Source organism: Nonomuraea guangzhouensis (assembly GCF_019396345.1).
GTDB lineage: Bacteria > Actinomycetota > Actinomycetes > Streptosporangiales > Streptosporangiaceae > Nonomuraea > Nonomuraea guangzhouensis.
The window spans coordinates 168,638-183,552 of sequence record NZ_JAHKRM010000007.1 but is presented as its reverse complement, the minus strand read 5'-3'; the positions used below and the strand labels follow the sequence as shown (position 1 = coordinate 183,552).

General features: G+C 66.5%; 13 protein-coding genes. 6 read left to right on the top strand and 7 right to left on the bottom strand.

The window, feature by feature from the left end; all coding sequences use genetic code 11:
* Window positions 1-68: 68 nt before the first annotated feature.
* Window positions 69-2,834 carry a glycoside hydrolase domain-containing protein gene (locus KME78_RS67175; RefSeq protein ID WP_219529680.1) on the bottom strand — a complete coding sequence of 922 codons (2,766 nt, stop codon included), beginning with the start codon at window positions 2,832-2,834 and terminating at the stop codon, window positions 69-71.
* Between the two features lie 75 nt (window positions 2,835-2,909).
* Window positions 2,910-3,833, bottom strand: coding sequence for a MurR/RpiR family transcriptional regulator (locus KME78_RS16015; RefSeq protein WP_219529679.1), 924 nt, complete (start codon window positions 3,831-3,833; stop codon window positions 2,910-2,912).
* Between the two features lie 169 nt (window positions 3,834-4,002).
* Here KME78_RS16015 and KME78_RS16010 point away from each other — a divergent pair, with 169 nt between their 5' ends.
* The 5 genes from KME78_RS16010 to KME78_RS15990 all read left to right on the top strand — a co-directional run bounded on the left by KME78_RS16010 (window position 4,003) and on the right by KME78_RS15990 (window position 8,342).
* Complete coding sequence (locus tag KME78_RS16010; RefSeq protein WP_308126974.1) at window positions 4,003-4,770, top strand: sugar isomerase domain-containing protein; 768 nt, start codon at window positions 4,003-4,005, stop codon at window positions 4,768-4,770.
* Between the two features lie 140 nt (window positions 4,771-4,910).
* On the top strand, window positions 4,911-5,537 hold the full coding sequence (locus tag KME78_RS16005) for a hypothetical protein (protein ID WP_219529677.1): 627 nt from the start codon (window positions 4,911-4,913) through the stop codon (window positions 5,535-5,537).
* Window positions 5,534-6,499: an NADP-dependent oxidoreductase gene (locus KME78_RS16000; RefSeq protein WP_308126973.1), complete on the top strand. Its 966-nt coding sequence runs from the start codon at window positions 5,534-5,536 to the stop codon at window positions 6,497-6,499. The genes KME78_RS16005 and KME78_RS16000 overlap by 4 nt, the downstream gene beginning before the upstream one ends.
* Before the next feature lie 36 nt (window positions 6,500-6,535).
* Complete coding sequence (locus KME78_RS15995) at window positions 6,536-6,964, top strand: VOC family protein (protein WP_219529676.1); 429 nt, start codon at window positions 6,536-6,538, stop codon at window positions 6,962-6,964.
* Window positions 6,965-7,028: 64 nt separating this feature from the next.
* The gene (locus KME78_RS15990; protein WP_219529675.1) at window positions 7,029-8,342 is read left to right on the top strand and encodes a family 43 glycosylhydrolase; all 1,314 of its coding nucleotides are present in this window, start codon (window positions 7,029-7,031) and stop codon (window positions 8,340-8,342) included.
* Here KME78_RS15990 and KME78_RS15985 read toward each other — a convergent pair.
* The 4 genes from KME78_RS15985 to KME78_RS15970 all read right to left on the bottom strand — a co-directional run bounded on the left by KME78_RS15985 (window position 8,324) and on the right by KME78_RS15970 (window position 11,805).
* Window positions 8,324-8,599, bottom strand: a complete 276-nt coding sequence (locus KME78_RS15985; RefSeq protein WP_219529674.1) for a DUF1905 domain-containing protein — start codon at window positions 8,597-8,599, stop codon at window positions 8,324-8,326. The two genes, KME78_RS15990 and KME78_RS15985, sit on opposite strands and share 19 nt — an antisense overlap.
* Before the next feature lie 16 nt (window positions 8,600-8,615).
* On the bottom strand, window positions 8,616-9,410 hold the full coding sequence (locus tag KME78_RS15980) for an acyl-CoA thioesterase (RefSeq protein ID WP_219529673.1): 795 nt from the start codon (window positions 9,408-9,410) through the stop codon (window positions 8,616-8,618).
* Between the two features lie 18 nt (window positions 9,411-9,428).
* Window positions 9,429-10,979, bottom strand: a complete 1,551-nt coding sequence (locus KME78_RS15975; RefSeq protein WP_219529672.1) for an AMP-binding protein — start codon at window positions 10,977-10,979, stop codon at window positions 9,429-9,431.
* Window positions 10,980-11,094: 115 nt separating this feature from the next.
* Window positions 11,095-11,805, bottom strand: coding sequence for an SDR family NAD(P)-dependent oxidoreductase (locus tag KME78_RS15970; RefSeq protein WP_219529671.1), 711 nt, complete (start codon window positions 11,803-11,805; stop codon window positions 11,095-11,097).
* Window positions 11,806-12,325: 520 nt separating this feature from the next.
* Here KME78_RS15970 and KME78_RS67170 point away from each other — a divergent pair.
* Window positions 12,326-13,228: a rhomboid family intramembrane serine protease gene (locus KME78_RS67170; RefSeq protein ID WP_308126972.1), complete on the top strand. Its 903-nt coding sequence runs from the start codon at window positions 12,326-12,328 to the stop codon at window positions 13,226-13,228.
* Window positions 13,229-13,559: 331 nt separating this feature from the next.
* Here the strand turns inward: KME78_RS67170 and KME78_RS15960 are convergent, their stop codons facing one another.
* Window positions 13,560-14,744 carry a serine hydrolase domain-containing protein gene (locus tag KME78_RS15960; protein ID WP_219529669.1) on the bottom strand — a complete coding sequence of 395 codons (1,185 nt, stop codon included), beginning with the start codon at window positions 14,742-14,744 and terminating at the stop codon, window positions 13,560-13,562.
* Window positions 14,745-14,915 lie beyond the last annotated feature (171 nt).

The window sequence follows — 14,915 nt, the reverse complement described above, 5'->3', positions numbered from 1 at the left end:
CCATGCTCATGCGTCTCCCCGCTCATCGGTGAATCGCTTCGGGTTTCATGAAGGGCTCGCTTGGCGGCTCAGCCGTAGGCCTCGATCTCCGCCAGTTGCATGTGAAAGGCACCGAACGGGTCGCTGCTGAGTTTTGTCCCGGTCACCTTGACGTAACGGGCGTCCACGGTCGGGAAGGACAATGTCTGCGCGCCGGCGCCTGGGCGGGGATAATTCGTGCGGGACGCCACAGTGCTCCAGGAGTTGCCGTCAGCCGACACCTGCACGGTGAAATCGACGGGGAACCCCATGCCGGTGTTCGCGCCGTCGGAGCGCGGGAAAAGATCGATCCGGCTGAGTGAACGCTTCGACTGCAGGTCCACGGACACCCACTCGGTGCGGTCGGCGGATGTGCCGGCCGCGCTGGACCAGCCCATCGAGCCGGGGGTCGAGGACTGTATCCCGTCCACTGCCGCCATCTCATGCCAGCCGTCGGCGGGGTAGGTGCTCGACGTCATAACGGGCCTGCCGTCGGCCATGTTGTTGTCGGGGTTGACGGTGAAATTGTCGAATCGGACACTGGCCCCGCCGGTCACCAGGGCGACATGCCCTGCGGGGTAGGCGGCGTCGGTGACGGTGAGGACAGCTTGCGGATCATTGCCGACGAAGACGCTGAGTTTGTTCCCGAACGCCATGACCCGCAGCCGGGTGTACGTCCCCGGTTGGTAGTTTCCGGCCGTCGCGTGGCTCAGTTCCTTTCCCGCGCGGTAAATGAAAACCTGGCCGTTGTTGCGCAGGGCCACGAGGTAGCCGGTATCCATGTCCGTGGCGTTGGAGCTGCGGATCATGAACCCGGCCCAGTTGACGTTGCCGGTCGAGTGGACTCCGACAATCTTCAAGTCGACGGAGGCGACCACGTCGCCATACGCGCTGGATCTCGGTGTCGAGGTGAAGCCCCAGCCCGACGTGTCGGTCTGGAGGTACTCACCGGTCGACGCCACCGACCATGAGCCCCTGCCACGCTGCCAGTTGGCGTCGCCCGCACTGAAGTTGTCGGTGTAGGGGAATCGCCGGTCCGGGCCGCCGTCCACGAGGAGTTCGAGCAGCATCTTGTGGCGGTCGTCCACCACAGCCCCGGAACGGGTGTAGGTGACCGTGTCCGTGATCACGCTCGACGCGACCAGTCGAGCCAACAGCGGCTTGGTCTTGGCGAGCATGTTCAGCAGCTCGTAGTCCTCAAGACCGTCCAGTTGCGTCTCGCTGCGCAGGCTGTCGTAGATGTCATACTTCGCTCTGTTCGGCCGGACCAGCCAGCTGTCACCGCTCTGCGGGGCGTCGAAGGTGTTCGTCGCAGGGGTCTTAGGGTCGCTGCTGCCGTTGTACCAGAAGTTCCAGCCCCAGTGCAGGTATCCGGTGCCGCCGATCTTCCAGGTCAGCCACGGTGTGAGCCGGGTCTTGGCCAGGTGGTAGCTGATGAACCTGTTCATCTGCTCGCCCTTGGGGACGATGCAGTTGTACAGCCACAGTTCGGTGCCGTTGGCTCGCAGATTCTGGTAGTAGCCCATGTTCTGCTCGTAGTGGCCCAGCACCGGGGTGATCGTGGTGAGGTTGCCGTCGAGCTCAGCCAAGGCATTGTCGTGTGCCTCGTTGGTCCGGGGGTTCGGGAAGTACTTGCGATACTTGCCGTACAACCAGTTCGCCGACTCCACGTGTTGCTTGGTTTCGGGCTCGTCCATCGCGCTCATGTAGAACTGGTCGGTCCAACCCCTGGCGTCCAGGTGCGCCTTGAGGGCGGGGAAGACCCGGTCGTAGTAGGTGTTGGCCTCCGGGCTCTGCGGAGTCACCAACACGCGCTCGACCACACCGTTGACGTTGCGCAGGATCTCTGCCGTGACATCGCGCGACGAACCCGGCTCAGGATTCTCCAGCAGGGTTGGCGTGTAGATGTACTGCAGGGCGCGCTCGTTCACAAACGTCTCGATGAACCGGTCGAAGGTGGCCCAGCCGAACTGCAGCTCGCCACCGGGGCCTACCTTGGTGCTGGGGATCAGCAGCGCCTGGAAGTCCGCGTAGATGACGTTGTTACGGTGCCGTCTGTGGTTGACGGCGATGTTCTCGATCACCTTCCACCAGTTGTCGTCGTACATCTCCACGCCGTACTGCTGGGGGATCGACTTGACGGTGCCGTTGTAGTCCCACCCCGCAGAGGTGAACCAGTTGTTCATCTTGAACGTGGACTTGTTCGGCTCCGGCAGGGTCACGTTGTAGACCACCAGTCGCACGTTCACCGTCACCTCACCCGCATTACTGGTGCTCACGACCACAGTCCCGGTATAGACGCCGGGCGCCTGTCCCACCGGCACGGTGACGCTGTAGTGGTACGGCTGGGTGACGTCACCGGGCAGGTTACGCGGGGCGTTCTCTACCAGGGCGTCGTAGTAACTCTTGCCCCCGCCCGGCGGCAGCTCGGGGTCGCCTGGCATCACCTCGATGTCCAGATGGTTGTACGCCCGCCGCAGCAGGATGTTCGACGTCGGGATGCTCGCCCCGTCCGGCCCGGTGAGCGCACTCGCGGTCACCCGCACATCAGTGAGCGCCTCGGCCGAGGACGGCCGGACCGCGATCTGGGCGGCCTCCTGCTCACCTCGCGCCGCATACAAGTCGATCGAGCTCGGTGCCGACGATGCCGGTTGCGAGGTGGAAAACACCCGGTCCGCCGCACTGGCCATCCATATCCGCATCCCGGCCGCCGCGTGGGCCGGGGCGACGGCGGTCAACTCGAGCAGCACGAGCACCGCCACCCATAACGGCAGTAATCCCGTGCGCCGCCTGCGCGGCATTCTCCTTTGTGGCACGACTGTGCTCCTTTTCGGAAGGTAAAAGCCTTTCGGTGTGTCCTCGCACGCGCCACGTCCCAGCCGCTGGTCCGGCTACGTGTGCCTGACGTCCGCGCTGTCGACGCCGCCCGCGGCATCGACGATCTTGTAGGGCCGCACCGCTTCCGTCGCGACGGCTATCGCTTCCCTGGTCTGTTCGAAGGTCCGCTGGGCGATGGCGATGTACAGCACATCCAGGGCCGCCAGTTGAGCGTGGCGCGCGAGGATGTTCTCGGTGCTGGAGCCACCCATCTCATACACCGCGGTCGCCAGCGCGAGTTCGGCTCGACGGGCCACCGGGGAGGCCAGATCGTTGGTGATGGCAATCGTTCTCGCGCCGTGCGAACGAGCTTCGGCGACAAGATCGCAGACCTCGCGTGTCCGCCCGCTGTGCGAGACGGCGACCAGCACATCGCCGCGCGTCATCAAGGCCGCGCCGGTCAGCGCCATGTGAGCATCGGTGTACACCCAGGCCGGCACACCGATCTGGTACAACAACTGCTGGAACCCCAACGCCGTCGTAGCACTACCGACGACCCCGAAGACCACCACCCGACGGGCCGCGGCCAGCAGACTCGCCGCACGCTCCACCGCAGCCAGATCAAGATTGGCGATCGCCTCGGCCACGACGTGCCCGATATTGGCGGAGATAACGTTGGCGACCTGCCGGATATCGTCGCCCTCGGTCACATCCGTCCCGATATGCGCCGCCCACGTACCCCCGCCGATCCGCCCGCTGTCAGAAGCAAGCGCGATCCGCAGCGCCGCGTATCCGTTCATCCCCAATGCCCGGCAGAACCTCGTGATGGTGCCGGTGGACACCCCACACTGCTCCGCCAGCTCGACGATGGTCATCCGGGCCACAGCCGCGGGATCACCGAGCACCAGCTCGGCCAGCGACCGCTGCGCGTCCGGCATCGTGGGCAGCAGCCCACGGATGCGCTCGATGATGCCGCTCGACGGCTGGTAAGTCGACATGCTTGCTCCTCACTCGTGAGGAAATTATTCTTCGCCAGCGTTCATGTCAAGACCGTCTATGACAGCCCGTTCTCCCGTTTGGGCGGGCAATTTCCTTGACAACGAGGTCACCTGCCCTCAGAGTGACGCAGCAGACGACGAAAAATTATCATCCACGAAGGGGGCGTCCGTGGTCTTCGAGCAGAACCGTCCCACTGCCGCGGCGTATCTCTCGGCCGCCAGAACCGTCCTGGACCGGGTGGCTGCCACGCAGCAACTCACGGTTCAGACCGCGGCCGAACTCATCACGAAGTCAATCCGCGCAGGTGGCGTGGTCCAGGCCTTCGGCACCGGGCACTCCGAGGGGTTCGCGATGGAGATCGCCGGCCGGGCCGGTGGACTCGTGCCGACCAACAAGATCGCGCTACGTGACGTGGTGATCCTCGGCGACAGCCCCCGTGAGGCGCTGTTCGATCCCTTCCTGGAACGAGATCCGGCTGTCGCACACCAGCTCTACCGGCTGGCGGCGCCGCGTCCGGAGGACGTCTTCGTCATCGCCTCCAACTCCGGCGTGAACGGCTGCGTGGTGGAGATGGCTCAGCTGGTGACGCAGCACGGGCACAAGCTGATCGCGGTCACCTCGGCCCAGCACACCGCGCACACCGCCTCCCGCCACCCGTCGGGCCTGCGGCTACACGACTTCGCCGATGTTGTGCTGGACAACGGCGCCCCGCACGGCGACGCGCTGCTACCGCTGCCCTCAGGTGGCGCGGTCTGCGCGATCTCCTCCATCTCCGCCGCCCTGCTCGCCCAGATGGTCGTGGCCGAGGTGGTCCGGCGCCTGGACGAGGCCGGCGAGCAGGCCCCGATCTACCTGTCCGCCAACATCACCGGCGGCGACGACCACAACCGGATCCTCGAAGCCCGCTACGCCGGGCGCATCCGGCGACTCATATGACGACCAGTTTCACGTCGTGCGCGGAGCCCGATTCCGTTTCGCATGCAGGGTCTTGCGGCGCTGGGGAGGCGGTGCAGATGTCCGCCAAACGTCGGTAAAGTGTCGGCGGGTCGGCGTTCTATGGGGTGAATGGAGTGGCCATGGAGGCGGAGAGCCGTGAGGCGGGACCGTCGGCAGCGCTCATGTCAGCGATCGTGACGGAGCATTTCGTACTGCAATCGGCGGCCGGCACGACGGTCAGCGAAGCGCTCGGGCGTTCGTCGCTGTACCTGTCGGCGTTGTCCAGCAGTCTGATCGCGCTGGGGTTCGCCTCACAGACGCCCGGCCTGTTGCTACCGTTCGCCGCTGCCGCGTTGCCGACGGTTTTCGTGCTGGGTGTGTTCACCATGGTCCGGCTTGTCGGCACTGGGGTGCAGAACGTGTTGTATCTGAGCAGTATTTCTCGCATCCGGGGCTACTACCGCACGCTCGACCCCGAGGCGGCGCGCTACTTCGCCCGATGGGGCGCGGGCGAAGGGGAGACCGATGATGCGCTTGGCTCACTGGCGGTCCAAGGGGGTCCAATGGCAGGGCTCTTCACTGCTGCGAGCATGATCGCCATCATCAACGGCGTTTTGGCAGGGGTGTGCCTGGCCTTGTTGACCTACTACGTTGTGACGGATCATCACTTGCCGGCTGCTCTGGCCGTCGGGCTCTTCGCCGCGGCCACCAGCTTGACGGTGTTCTTCCGCTATCAGCACCGCCGTTACCTGAAGGTCCAGCAGTGAGCGGCCAGATCGAGGTGGTGATGAACACGACGCGCGGCGTTCTGATCGACGGTTATGGGCCGCCGGAGGTGCTGAGGATCGGCCGGGTCCCGCTGCCGGAGCCCGGTTACGGTGAGGTCCAGGTACGTGTGCACGCCGCCGGGATCAACGCGATCGACTGGCTGACCCGCGCGGGCCGCGGCCTGTCGTTGAGCAGCTTCCCGGCTGTACTGGGCTGGGACATCTCTGGCACGGTCTCTCAGATCGGCCCTGGCGTCACCACGCTGAAGACCGGAGACCAGGTGTTCGGCATGCCGTACTTCCCCGATCTCGCGGGCGGATACGCCGACCACGTGACAGCACCCGCGGACTCGCTGGCCGTCAAGCCCGATGGCATCCCTCATCACAGCGCGGCGGGCGCGCCGATGCCCGCGCTGACCGCATGGCAGGCGTTGTTCGACGTCGGCAGGCTCTCCCCTGGCCAGCGGGTTCTGATCCATGGAGCCGCCGGCGGCGTGGGCCATGTCGCGGTGCAGTTGGCGGTGAATGCCGGAGCCGAGGTCATCGGCACCGCCTCCGCCGGCAATCGTGCCTTCGTCGAAGGACTCGGCGCCCACGAGGTCATCGACTACTCGACGTCGCCGGTGGAGAAGGTCGCCCGCGACATCGACATGGCCGTCGACCCCAGAGGCGGCCAGGAGGCGCTGCGACTACTTGACGTGCTGCGTCCGGGCGGCATTCTGGTCACGCTCAAGGGCGCCAGCGCGCAACTGACGGAGGCCGTGCGGGCCAGGGGGCTGCGGGTCGGGTTCGTCTACGTCGCACCTGACGGCGCCGCCCTCGCCGACCTCGCCGCGCTGATGGCCGTGGGGCACCTGCGCATCGCCGTTGAGAACGTGTTCCCACTGAACGAGGTCTCCGCCGCGCACATGATCGGGGAGACCGGACACGTGCGCGGCCGTCTGGTGCTCGACACGACCTGAGGCCGTCCCATCCCATGATGATCAAGGAGATCGTCGATGAAACAGCGGATGAGCGTCATTACTCTCGGCGTTGCCGATGTCGTGCGGGCCACGGCCTTCTATCAGTCGATGGGATGGCACGTTGACGTCAGCATCGATACTGAAGACGACCAGATCAGATTCTTCCAGGCCGGGGATACGATCGTCTCTCTATGGAATCGCGCAAAGCTTGCGGCTGATGGCGGTGTCGTCGACGGGGGCGGCTGGGGCGGCGTGACGCTCGGGTACAACGTCGACTCACCGGAAGAGGTGGACGAGATCCTCGCCGCCGCGAAGGCGGCTGGAGGAACGATCACGCGGCCGGGCGGGAAAATGTTCTGGGGTGGCTACTCAGGCGTGTTCGTCGACCCCGACGGCCATCCATGGGAGGTGGCCCACAACCCGGCCTGGACCGTACACGAGGACGGTTCGGTCACACTGTCCTGAGATCGCCCCTGCCCGCCGCCCCGGAATCTCCTGTACCCGTGATTACCGATGATCGGAGGCCCTCATGCGGCTGCTCGGCCGTCTCTCCCTGATGTTCACCGCCACCGCGGTCTGGTTATCGGCAGCCGGTGCGACATCGGCCGAACCCGCAGGAGCCGCCGTGGCCCCGGCGGCCGTGATCAGCGCCGACTTCCCCGATCCGGACGTCATCCAGGTCGGCTCCACCTTCTACGCCTACTCCACCAGCAGTTGGGCGGGGCGCATCCCGGTCGCCAGCGCGCCGTCCGCCACCGGCCCGTGGACCGTACACGCGGACGCGCTGCCTGCCAAGCCGTCCTGGGCGGGCGACGGCGGCTTCTGGGCACCCGATGTTTCGCGCCTCCCCGACGGCCGCTACCTGATGTACTTCACCGGCCCCAGCACCGCTGCCGGGCGCATGTGCATCGGCGCCGCGACCTCGGCGAACCCGCTCGGCCCCTTCCAGCCCGCCGGCAACGGACCGCTCGTCTGCAATGCGGGCGAGGGCGGCGACATCGATCCCTCCAGCTTCGTCGACACCGATGGCAAGAGATACCTGGTCTACAAGAACGACGGCAACGCCGTCGGCCGGCCCGCCATCCTCTGGCTGCAGCAGGTCGGCGCGGACGGCGTCACCTTCACCGGCGGCCGCACCGAGCTCATCCGCAACGACCGGCCCGACGAGGCCGGCGTGATCGAGGCTCCGGTGCTCGTCAAGCGGTCCTCCCAGTACGTGCTCTTCTACTCCGCCGGCTCCTACGCCGGCAACAACTACTTCACCAGCTACGCCGTGTCCTCGTCGCTCACCGGCCCCTACACCAAGGCGTACCGGCCGCTGATGACGACCGCCACCTTCGACGGAGCCGTCCAGGGCCCCGGCGGGACCGACGTGCTCGGCGACCGCGTCTTCTTCCACGGCTGGGTGAACAACGCGCGCCACATGTACACCGCGGAGCTGGGCTGGGCCGACGACTACCCGGTCGTCCGCGGCAGCCGGGTCCGCTACGAGGCCGAGCGCGGCACCCTCAACCACGCCGAGGTCCGCACCGGCGCGGCGGGCGCGTCCCAGGGAGCCGTCGCCGCCAAGATCGACTACGCGGACAGCTGGGTCGACGTCCAGGTGTTCGCGCCGGTCGCGGGGGCATACACCGCTCACGTGTCCTACGCCGCCGGGTACGGCGACGCGCAACACCTGGTGACGGTGAACGGGACGACACAGTTCACGCTGAACTATCCCAACCGCGGCTGGGACAACTGGACGCAGGTCCCGGCCCAGCTCACGCTGACCGCCGGCTGGAACACCCTGCGCTTTCAGCACCAGACACGCTGGGCCGAACTGGACTACATCGAGATCGCCTGACCAGGCCTCCCGCCGAGCCGCACCTGCAGGATTGGCCGCTCCACCCCGCTGTCGATGTAGCGCCCACCCTTCGGGAACAGCGACGTCTGCCAACCGGTCTCCCCGATCCGCGCCGTGACCGGAATCATGCCCCAGCCGTAGGTCACGAACGCGGAAGTCGCCGCCAGCTCACCGCACTCCTCTTCCGGAACGGTGATGAAGTGCCACGGCGCCGGACCTCTCCAGAACCACATCAGCCCGCTGAACTCCACGTTCATCCGAGCAGGGTAGCGATTACCGGAGCAGGGCTTCCTGGGTCACCGAGGCGATCAGTGCCCCGTCGGCGGCGCGGATCGAGCCCTGGGCCAGCCCACGGGTGCCGACATGGGCGACAGCGCTCATGGAGTAGAGGAGCCACTGGTCGACGCGGGGCCGGCGGTGAAACCAGATCGCGTGGTCGAGGCTCACCTGCAGACTGTAAGGCCCCTGCGCGTGCGGAGATCGGGCGGCGCCGACGACGGCGATGTCCGACAGGTAGGTGAGCAGGCATGCGTGCAGATCGGGATCGCTGCCGACCGGCGGGGTCAGCCGGATCCAGAACGGGTGAAGGATCGGGAATCCCCCGGGGCCGGGTGCGACGACGGGACGGATGTCGAACGGCCCGTCATCCCCGAACATCCTGGAGAACTGGAGAGACGCCAGCCCCTCCGGCGGGGGTACGGACAGCGGGCCGGCCGCCTGCCAGTCCTCTCCGGGTTCGGGATCGTGGAAGGAGGCGATCATTTCGAAGATCGGCTTACCCTCCTGGACGGCCGCCACCGAGCGGGTGGAGAACGAGCGTCCGTCCCGATTCCTGGTCACGTGGAAGTGCAACGGCTCTTCCGGCCGGGCGGGGCGGATGAAGTAGGAATGCAGGGAATGTACGCGTCTCGGGCCGCTGACGGTGAGGCCCGCGGCGCGCAGGGCCTGGGCCGCCACCTGCCCGCCGAAGGTCCGTCCCCAGCCGGGTCCGCCGGCTGAGGCCACGAACAGGTCGCCGTCCAGCTGCTCCAGGTCGAACGTTCTCAGAAACGATGATGCGTCGGTCACGGCACCTCTCATCAGGGGTCAGATCCGGCGGGAGCCGGCCTGCCAGTAGGGGTCGCGCAGCAGCCGCTTGTACAGCTTGCCGGTCGGGGTACGCGGCAGTTCGGGGACGAAGTCGATCGAGCGAGGCACCTTGTACCCGGCCAGGGAGTCACGGCAGTGGGCCATCAACGCGCCGGCCAGGTCGTCGGTCGCATGGGCGTCTTCCGCCAGTTGGACGACGGCCTTGACCTGCTCGCCGTACTCGTCGTCGGGTACGCCGAACACCGCGACGTCCCGGACGGCGGGATGAGTGATCAGGGCGTTCTCGATCTCGGCCGGGTAGATGTTCACGCCACCGCTGATGATCATGTCGATGGCCCGGTCACACAGGAACAGGTAACCGTCCTCGTCGAAGTAGCCGATGTCTCCGGTCGTGAACCGGCCGTCGGTACGGTGGATCGCGGCGGTCTTGTCCGGGTCGCCCCAGTACTCGACGTCGTCGCCGCTGGTGTAGCGGAACCAGATCTCGCCCTGCTCCCCCGGCTTGGCGACGGTGCCGTCGGAACGCAAGATGTGGATCTCGGTCGTGCCGAGCGCGCGTCCGACGCTGCCCGGCTTGGCCAGCCACTGGTCCGCGGTGATGATCGTGTTGATGGACGCTTCGGTCGAGCCGTAGTACTCGTGGACGACCGGTCCCAGCCAGTCGATCATCTCGCGTTTGACCTGCGGCGAGCAGGGGGCGGCGCCGTGCCAGACCGCGGCGAGGCTGGTCCCGGAGAAGGACTGCCTGGTCGCGGCGTCCAGGCGCAGCAGGCGGACGAACTGGGTGGGCACCAGATGGACGTTGGTGATCGCGTGTTGATCGATCAGGTGCAGGGTCTGGGCGGGGTCGAACGCGCGCCGCATGACGACGGACCGGCCGCTCAGGAACAGCGTGAAGGAGAACGCCCACTGGGCCGAGTGGTAGACCGGGCCGACCAGGAGCGTCCGGCCGTGGTCCGGGATGGCGAAGGTCGCGGCGAAACCCTCGGCGAGCAGCGCGAGGTGGTCAACGGGCGCTCCCACGGTGAACAGCTTGCGGTTGACGCCTTTCGGACGGCCGGTGGTCCCGGAGGTGTAGAACATCGGGGTGCCCATGACCTGTACCGCCGGCTCGTCCGGCGAGGCGGCGGCCACGAACTCCGCATACGGGACAAACCCTGGGATGCCCGTACCGAACGCCACCCGCGTGGGCAGGTCGAGCCCGACGAGGGCCTCGCTCGCCTGCGCGGCGAAGGCCGGCTCGGAGAAAAGGGCCCGCACACCCGCGTCCTGGAGTACGTACCGGAGCTCCTGGGCGGTCCAGTGCCAGTTGACGAGGACGTAGCGCAGGCCGATGTGGCCGGCGGCCGCCATGACTTCGAAGTACTCGCGGCGGTTGGCCGCGTGGACGGCGATGACATCACCCGCGGCGAGCCCCGAACCGAGGAGCGCACCGCAAAGCCGGTCGACTCGCTCGTTCAGCTCGCGCCACGTGGTGGTGCCCTCATCGTCGGCCAGCGCGAGTTCGTCCGGCCGGGTCTCGGCGAAGCGGCGCAGCAGTCGAGCCATCGATGATCTCCACTCTCCAGTCGCCTGATGTGTTCATCGACATCTTGACCGATATTAGAACACGATTCTAGAGTGCAGCTCTTCGACCTTGGTGGGCCAGGCGTGGTGGAGCCGGTCACCAGGGAAGGGCGCCTTCCGCGTCGAAGTAGCCTCCAGTGGGGCCATCAGAGCCCACCTGCGCCATGTGCACGATGATTTCGGCGCCCTGCTCAACAGTCTGGATACCGGTGTTCCCGTTCAGGTCGGTCTTGGTGAAGCCAGGCTCCACCGCGTTGATCCGCAGGTTCGGGAACGCCTTGGCGTACTGCACGGTGATCATGTTGACCGCGGTCTTGGACGCCGGGTAGGCGACGCCCGGGTAGGCGTACGCCGGGGTGTCCGGGGTGGTGACCCGGGTCAGCGACGCCAGGCCGCTGCTGACGTTGACCACGACCGGGGCGGCGGAACGCTGCAGCAGCGGGAGAAACGCGTGGAGGACGCGCACCGTGCCGAAGACATTCGTCTCGAACGTGCGCCGCATCAGGTCGGCGGTCACGTCCGCGGCGCCGATCACCACGTTGCCCTCACTCATCTCTTCTTGGATGCCGGCGTTGTTGATCAGCACGTCCAGCCCTCCGCCTGCCTCGACGGCCTTCACCGCGGCCCGCACGGACGCGTCGTCGGTGACATCGAGCTGGACTGCCCGCCCGCCCAGTTGGTCGGCGGCCCGGCGCCCGCGTTCGGCGTCCCGGGAGCCGATGTAGACGGTGTGGCCCGCGGCAATGAGCCGGCGGGCGGTCTCGAAGCCGAGACCCTTGTTAGCTCCAGTGATCAGCGTTGCTGTCATGCCTCAACGCTACGATTTAGAGCGTGCTCGAAGTCAACGACGTCCGTTCAATACGTTGCCCGGTCGCTGCGGACGAAGGCTGACGGCTCGAGACTCCTTAGGGCGCCTCCTCGGCGAATGTTCTGCACGAGACCCTCGAAGCCGTCGTCTCCGTCCTCCACACGAACGAAGACCCCGAACGGCTCGCGCCGGCCGCACCACCGGGCCGCTGTCCTACGACGCCGCCCACCACCGCTGACAGACCTACTGCGCCGCCGCACGCGTCGAGATCGACATCCACCAGCTACGCCACGCCCACGCCACCAAACTCATCAACGCCGGCGTCTCCATCGATACTGTCCGCCGACGCCGAAATCCGCGCCGCATTGCACGACAGGCCAACAATCTTGAGGATAAATAACAATCTCCTACAAACCACACGGTATATGGCGGATCAAATCGGTTTGATCACAAAAGCTCCCGCATGCTGGCAATTCGCTATTCTTGCTCTCCGCTGGAACCCCCGAAGGTGTGGAGTGACGTGGAAGAGCAGATTGCCGAGGTGCCGACCTGCTACAGGCACCCCAAGAGCGAAACCTACGTCCGCTGCACCCGCTGCGACCGCTACATTTGCCCCGACTGCATGCGGGACGCGGCCGTGGGCCATCAATGCGTCGAATGCGTACGTGAGGGCAACAAGTCAGTACGGCAGGCCAGGACCGTCTTCGGCGGCAAAGTGTCCGCCGTTCCAGTGGTCACCTATGCTCTGATTGCCATCATCGTCCTGGCCTACGCCGGGGAGATCGCCATGCCCTCGATCGTGGACCGGCTGGACGGCCTGGGCATCGGACTGCTGGACACAGACGGACAGTACTACGTGTACGAGGGCGACACCGGCATGGAGCTCGTCGGTGTGGCCGCCGGCGAGTGGTACCGGCTCCTCACGGCCAATTTCCTGCACCTGCGGCCCACTGAGGGCGGTTTCGGCATCCTGCACATCGTCTTCAACCTGTACTGGCTGTGGACCCTGGGCCGGGCGGTCGAGGAGATGCTGGGCAGGCTGCGCTTCGTCGGGCTCTACCTGCTGGCGGCCGTGGGCAGCTCGGTCTTCGAGTACCTCATCTCCCCCGACACGGCCGCCGTCGGTGCTTCAGGAGCGATCTTCGGGTTGGGAGCGGCGTACTTCGTCTTCAGCCGGCGACTGCGCCACGACCCGCTCGGGGGTGGCCGCCTCATGATGTTCTTCCTGATCTGGCTGGTGGTCTCGGCCGGGTTCAGCTCCTGGGAGGGACATCTCGGCGGACTCATCGTGGGTGGCGCGATTGCGCTCGCTCTGGCGTATCTGCCGCGCAAATACCATCTTCCCGCGATGGGTGCGATGCTCGTTCTGCTCGTCGTTCTGGTGGCGGTGAAGACTCACGACCTCGGCTTGTTCCTGATCTAGACACTGGCCGCCGCGCCCTTTGCCGTCGTTTGGATCGTGGCGGCCTTGCTGGTCGCTCCGCCGCTCCCGGCCGACCCATTCGAGCCACGATCCACCCATCCACCAGCAGTGTTGCGTTGATCATCTGAATCCAAGACGGCTTGGATGCCTTGTTGGCGCCTCGCAGAGACAACCGACCGCGTCGACTACACCGACATTAACCGGCGCAATTCCGTGGATCCCCGCGCAGGCCGGCTGCCTTCTGTGATCATTGTCGGCTTGGCAGGACAGAGGACTCGATCAGTGACGCTGCCGAGCCATGCTTCGCAGGCAGCGACGCTCTCGCAGACGCTCAGGAGATGCCCGGTGCCGATCGAGTGATCAGCTCGCGTGCCTTGAGGACGATCGGGGTGATCGGGATGTCGTAGTTGCTCAGGACGACCGCGATCCAGCCGAGATCGGGGAAGACGTCGAGGTTGGTCGCCACGCCCACGGCGCTGCCGGAGTGTCCCCAGACGCGGTGGCCTGAGGTGATGGTGTCGCGGAATCCGTACCCGTAGAAGCGGGCGTCGGCCGCGACCACGGGCTTGTCGGTGGGCGACAGCAGGGCCTTGCCGTTGGTGAAGGCCGAGGTGTACGCCGCAGACAGGAGCGTGCCCTTGGTCAGGGCCCCGACGAAGGAGAGCAGGTCGGGCGCAGAGGCGTACACGCCGTCAGCGGGCCCGCCGACGAAGCCGAAGTATTCGCTTGTGGTGAAGTCCGCGCGTTCCCCGGACTGCTGCGTCCAGTACGGGTGGGCGATGTCGCGGCCGGCGAGGACCTGCGGCCGGGTGTAGAGATTCGAACGCTTCATGCCCGCCTCGGCGAGCACGTGCTCGCGCATGTAGCCGTGGTAGGGCTGGTTCGAGGCCGCTGCGACGATCGCGCCGAGCACGAAGAAGCCGCTGTTGCTGTAGACGTGCCGGGTGCCCGGGGTGAAGGCAGGAGCGGTCTCCAGCTTCCTGATGAGGGCCAGGACGCCCTCCATCATCTCGGACTCGGTGGACCATTCCTTGAGCCCTTGACGGAACTCGGGGGATTGCGCGTATTCGCCCAGGCCCGCGGTGTGGGTCAGCAGTTGGTGGAGGGTCACTTTGGCGGTTTCGGCCGAGAAGCCGTCCAGGTATTCGCCCAGGGGCGCATGCAGGTCGGCCTTGTCGTCCTGGACGAGCTGGCCCAGGGCCACTGCGGTGAAGCATTTGGTGACCGATGCCAGCTTGAAGATCGTGTTCGGGCCGTTCGGGATGGAGCGCGATGCGTCCGCCATGCCGTGCGAGCGGGACAGTACCGGGCGTGAACGGTGGGCCAGCAGCACCGTTCCGGAGAACTGATCGTCCTTGGCCAGCTGGGCCACATACGCGTCGAACTCACCGCCGGGCCGCAGCTCCGGCGGGACCGGCGCGGCTCGTTCCGCGTGGGCGGACACCGTGCTGCTCGCTGCCAGCGCCGCGCCGCCCGCCAGCGCGCTGGTGAGCACGGTGCGCCTGGTGGGGGTCATGATGTCCCCTTAAGCGGACCGATGAGGTAGAGGTTGATGTTCGCGACGTCCATGATGATGTCCAATAGTGTGAAGTACTCGTGGGTAGAGTCGGGGCGTTCTCGCCAGTCGAGCGGGCTGTCCCAGGTGCGAGCGCCCCGACGTCGTCCTGGCCGATTGTGCTCATGACCA

Excerpts from the sequence above, each read along its gene's own strand:
- KME78_RS16005 (WP_219529677.1), top strand. The coding sequence starts at position 4,911 with ATGGAGGCGGAGAGCCGTGAGGCGGGACCGTCGGCAGCGCTCATGTCA.
- KME78_RS15970 (WP_219529671.1), bottom strand. The coding sequence starts at position 11,805 with ATGACAGCAACGCTGATCACTGGAGCTAACAAGGGTCTCGGCTTCGAG.
- KME78_RS15985 (WP_219529674.1), bottom strand. The coding sequence starts at position 8,599 with ATGAACGTGGAGTTCAGCGGGCTGATGTGGTTCTGGAGAGGTCCGGCG.
- KME78_RS16015 (WP_219529679.1), bottom strand. The coding sequence starts at position 3,833 with ATGTCGACTTACCAGCCGTCGAGCGGCATCATCGAGCGCATCCGTGGG.
- KME78_RS15995 (WP_219529676.1), top strand. The coding sequence starts at position 6,536 with ATGAAACAGCGGATGAGCGTCATTACTCTCGGCGTTGCCGATGTCGTG.
- KME78_RS15960 (WP_219529669.1), bottom strand. The coding sequence starts at position 14,744 with ATGACCCCCACCAGGCGCACCGTGCTCACCAGCGCGCTGGCGGGCGGC.
- KME78_RS15990 (WP_219529675.1), top strand. The coding sequence starts at position 7,029 with ATGCGGCTGCTCGGCCGTCTCTCCCTGATGTTCACCGCCACCGCGGTC.
- KME78_RS15975 (WP_219529672.1), bottom strand. The coding sequence starts at position 10,979 with ATGGCTCGACTGCTGCGCCGCTTCGCCGAGACCCGGCCGGACGAACTC.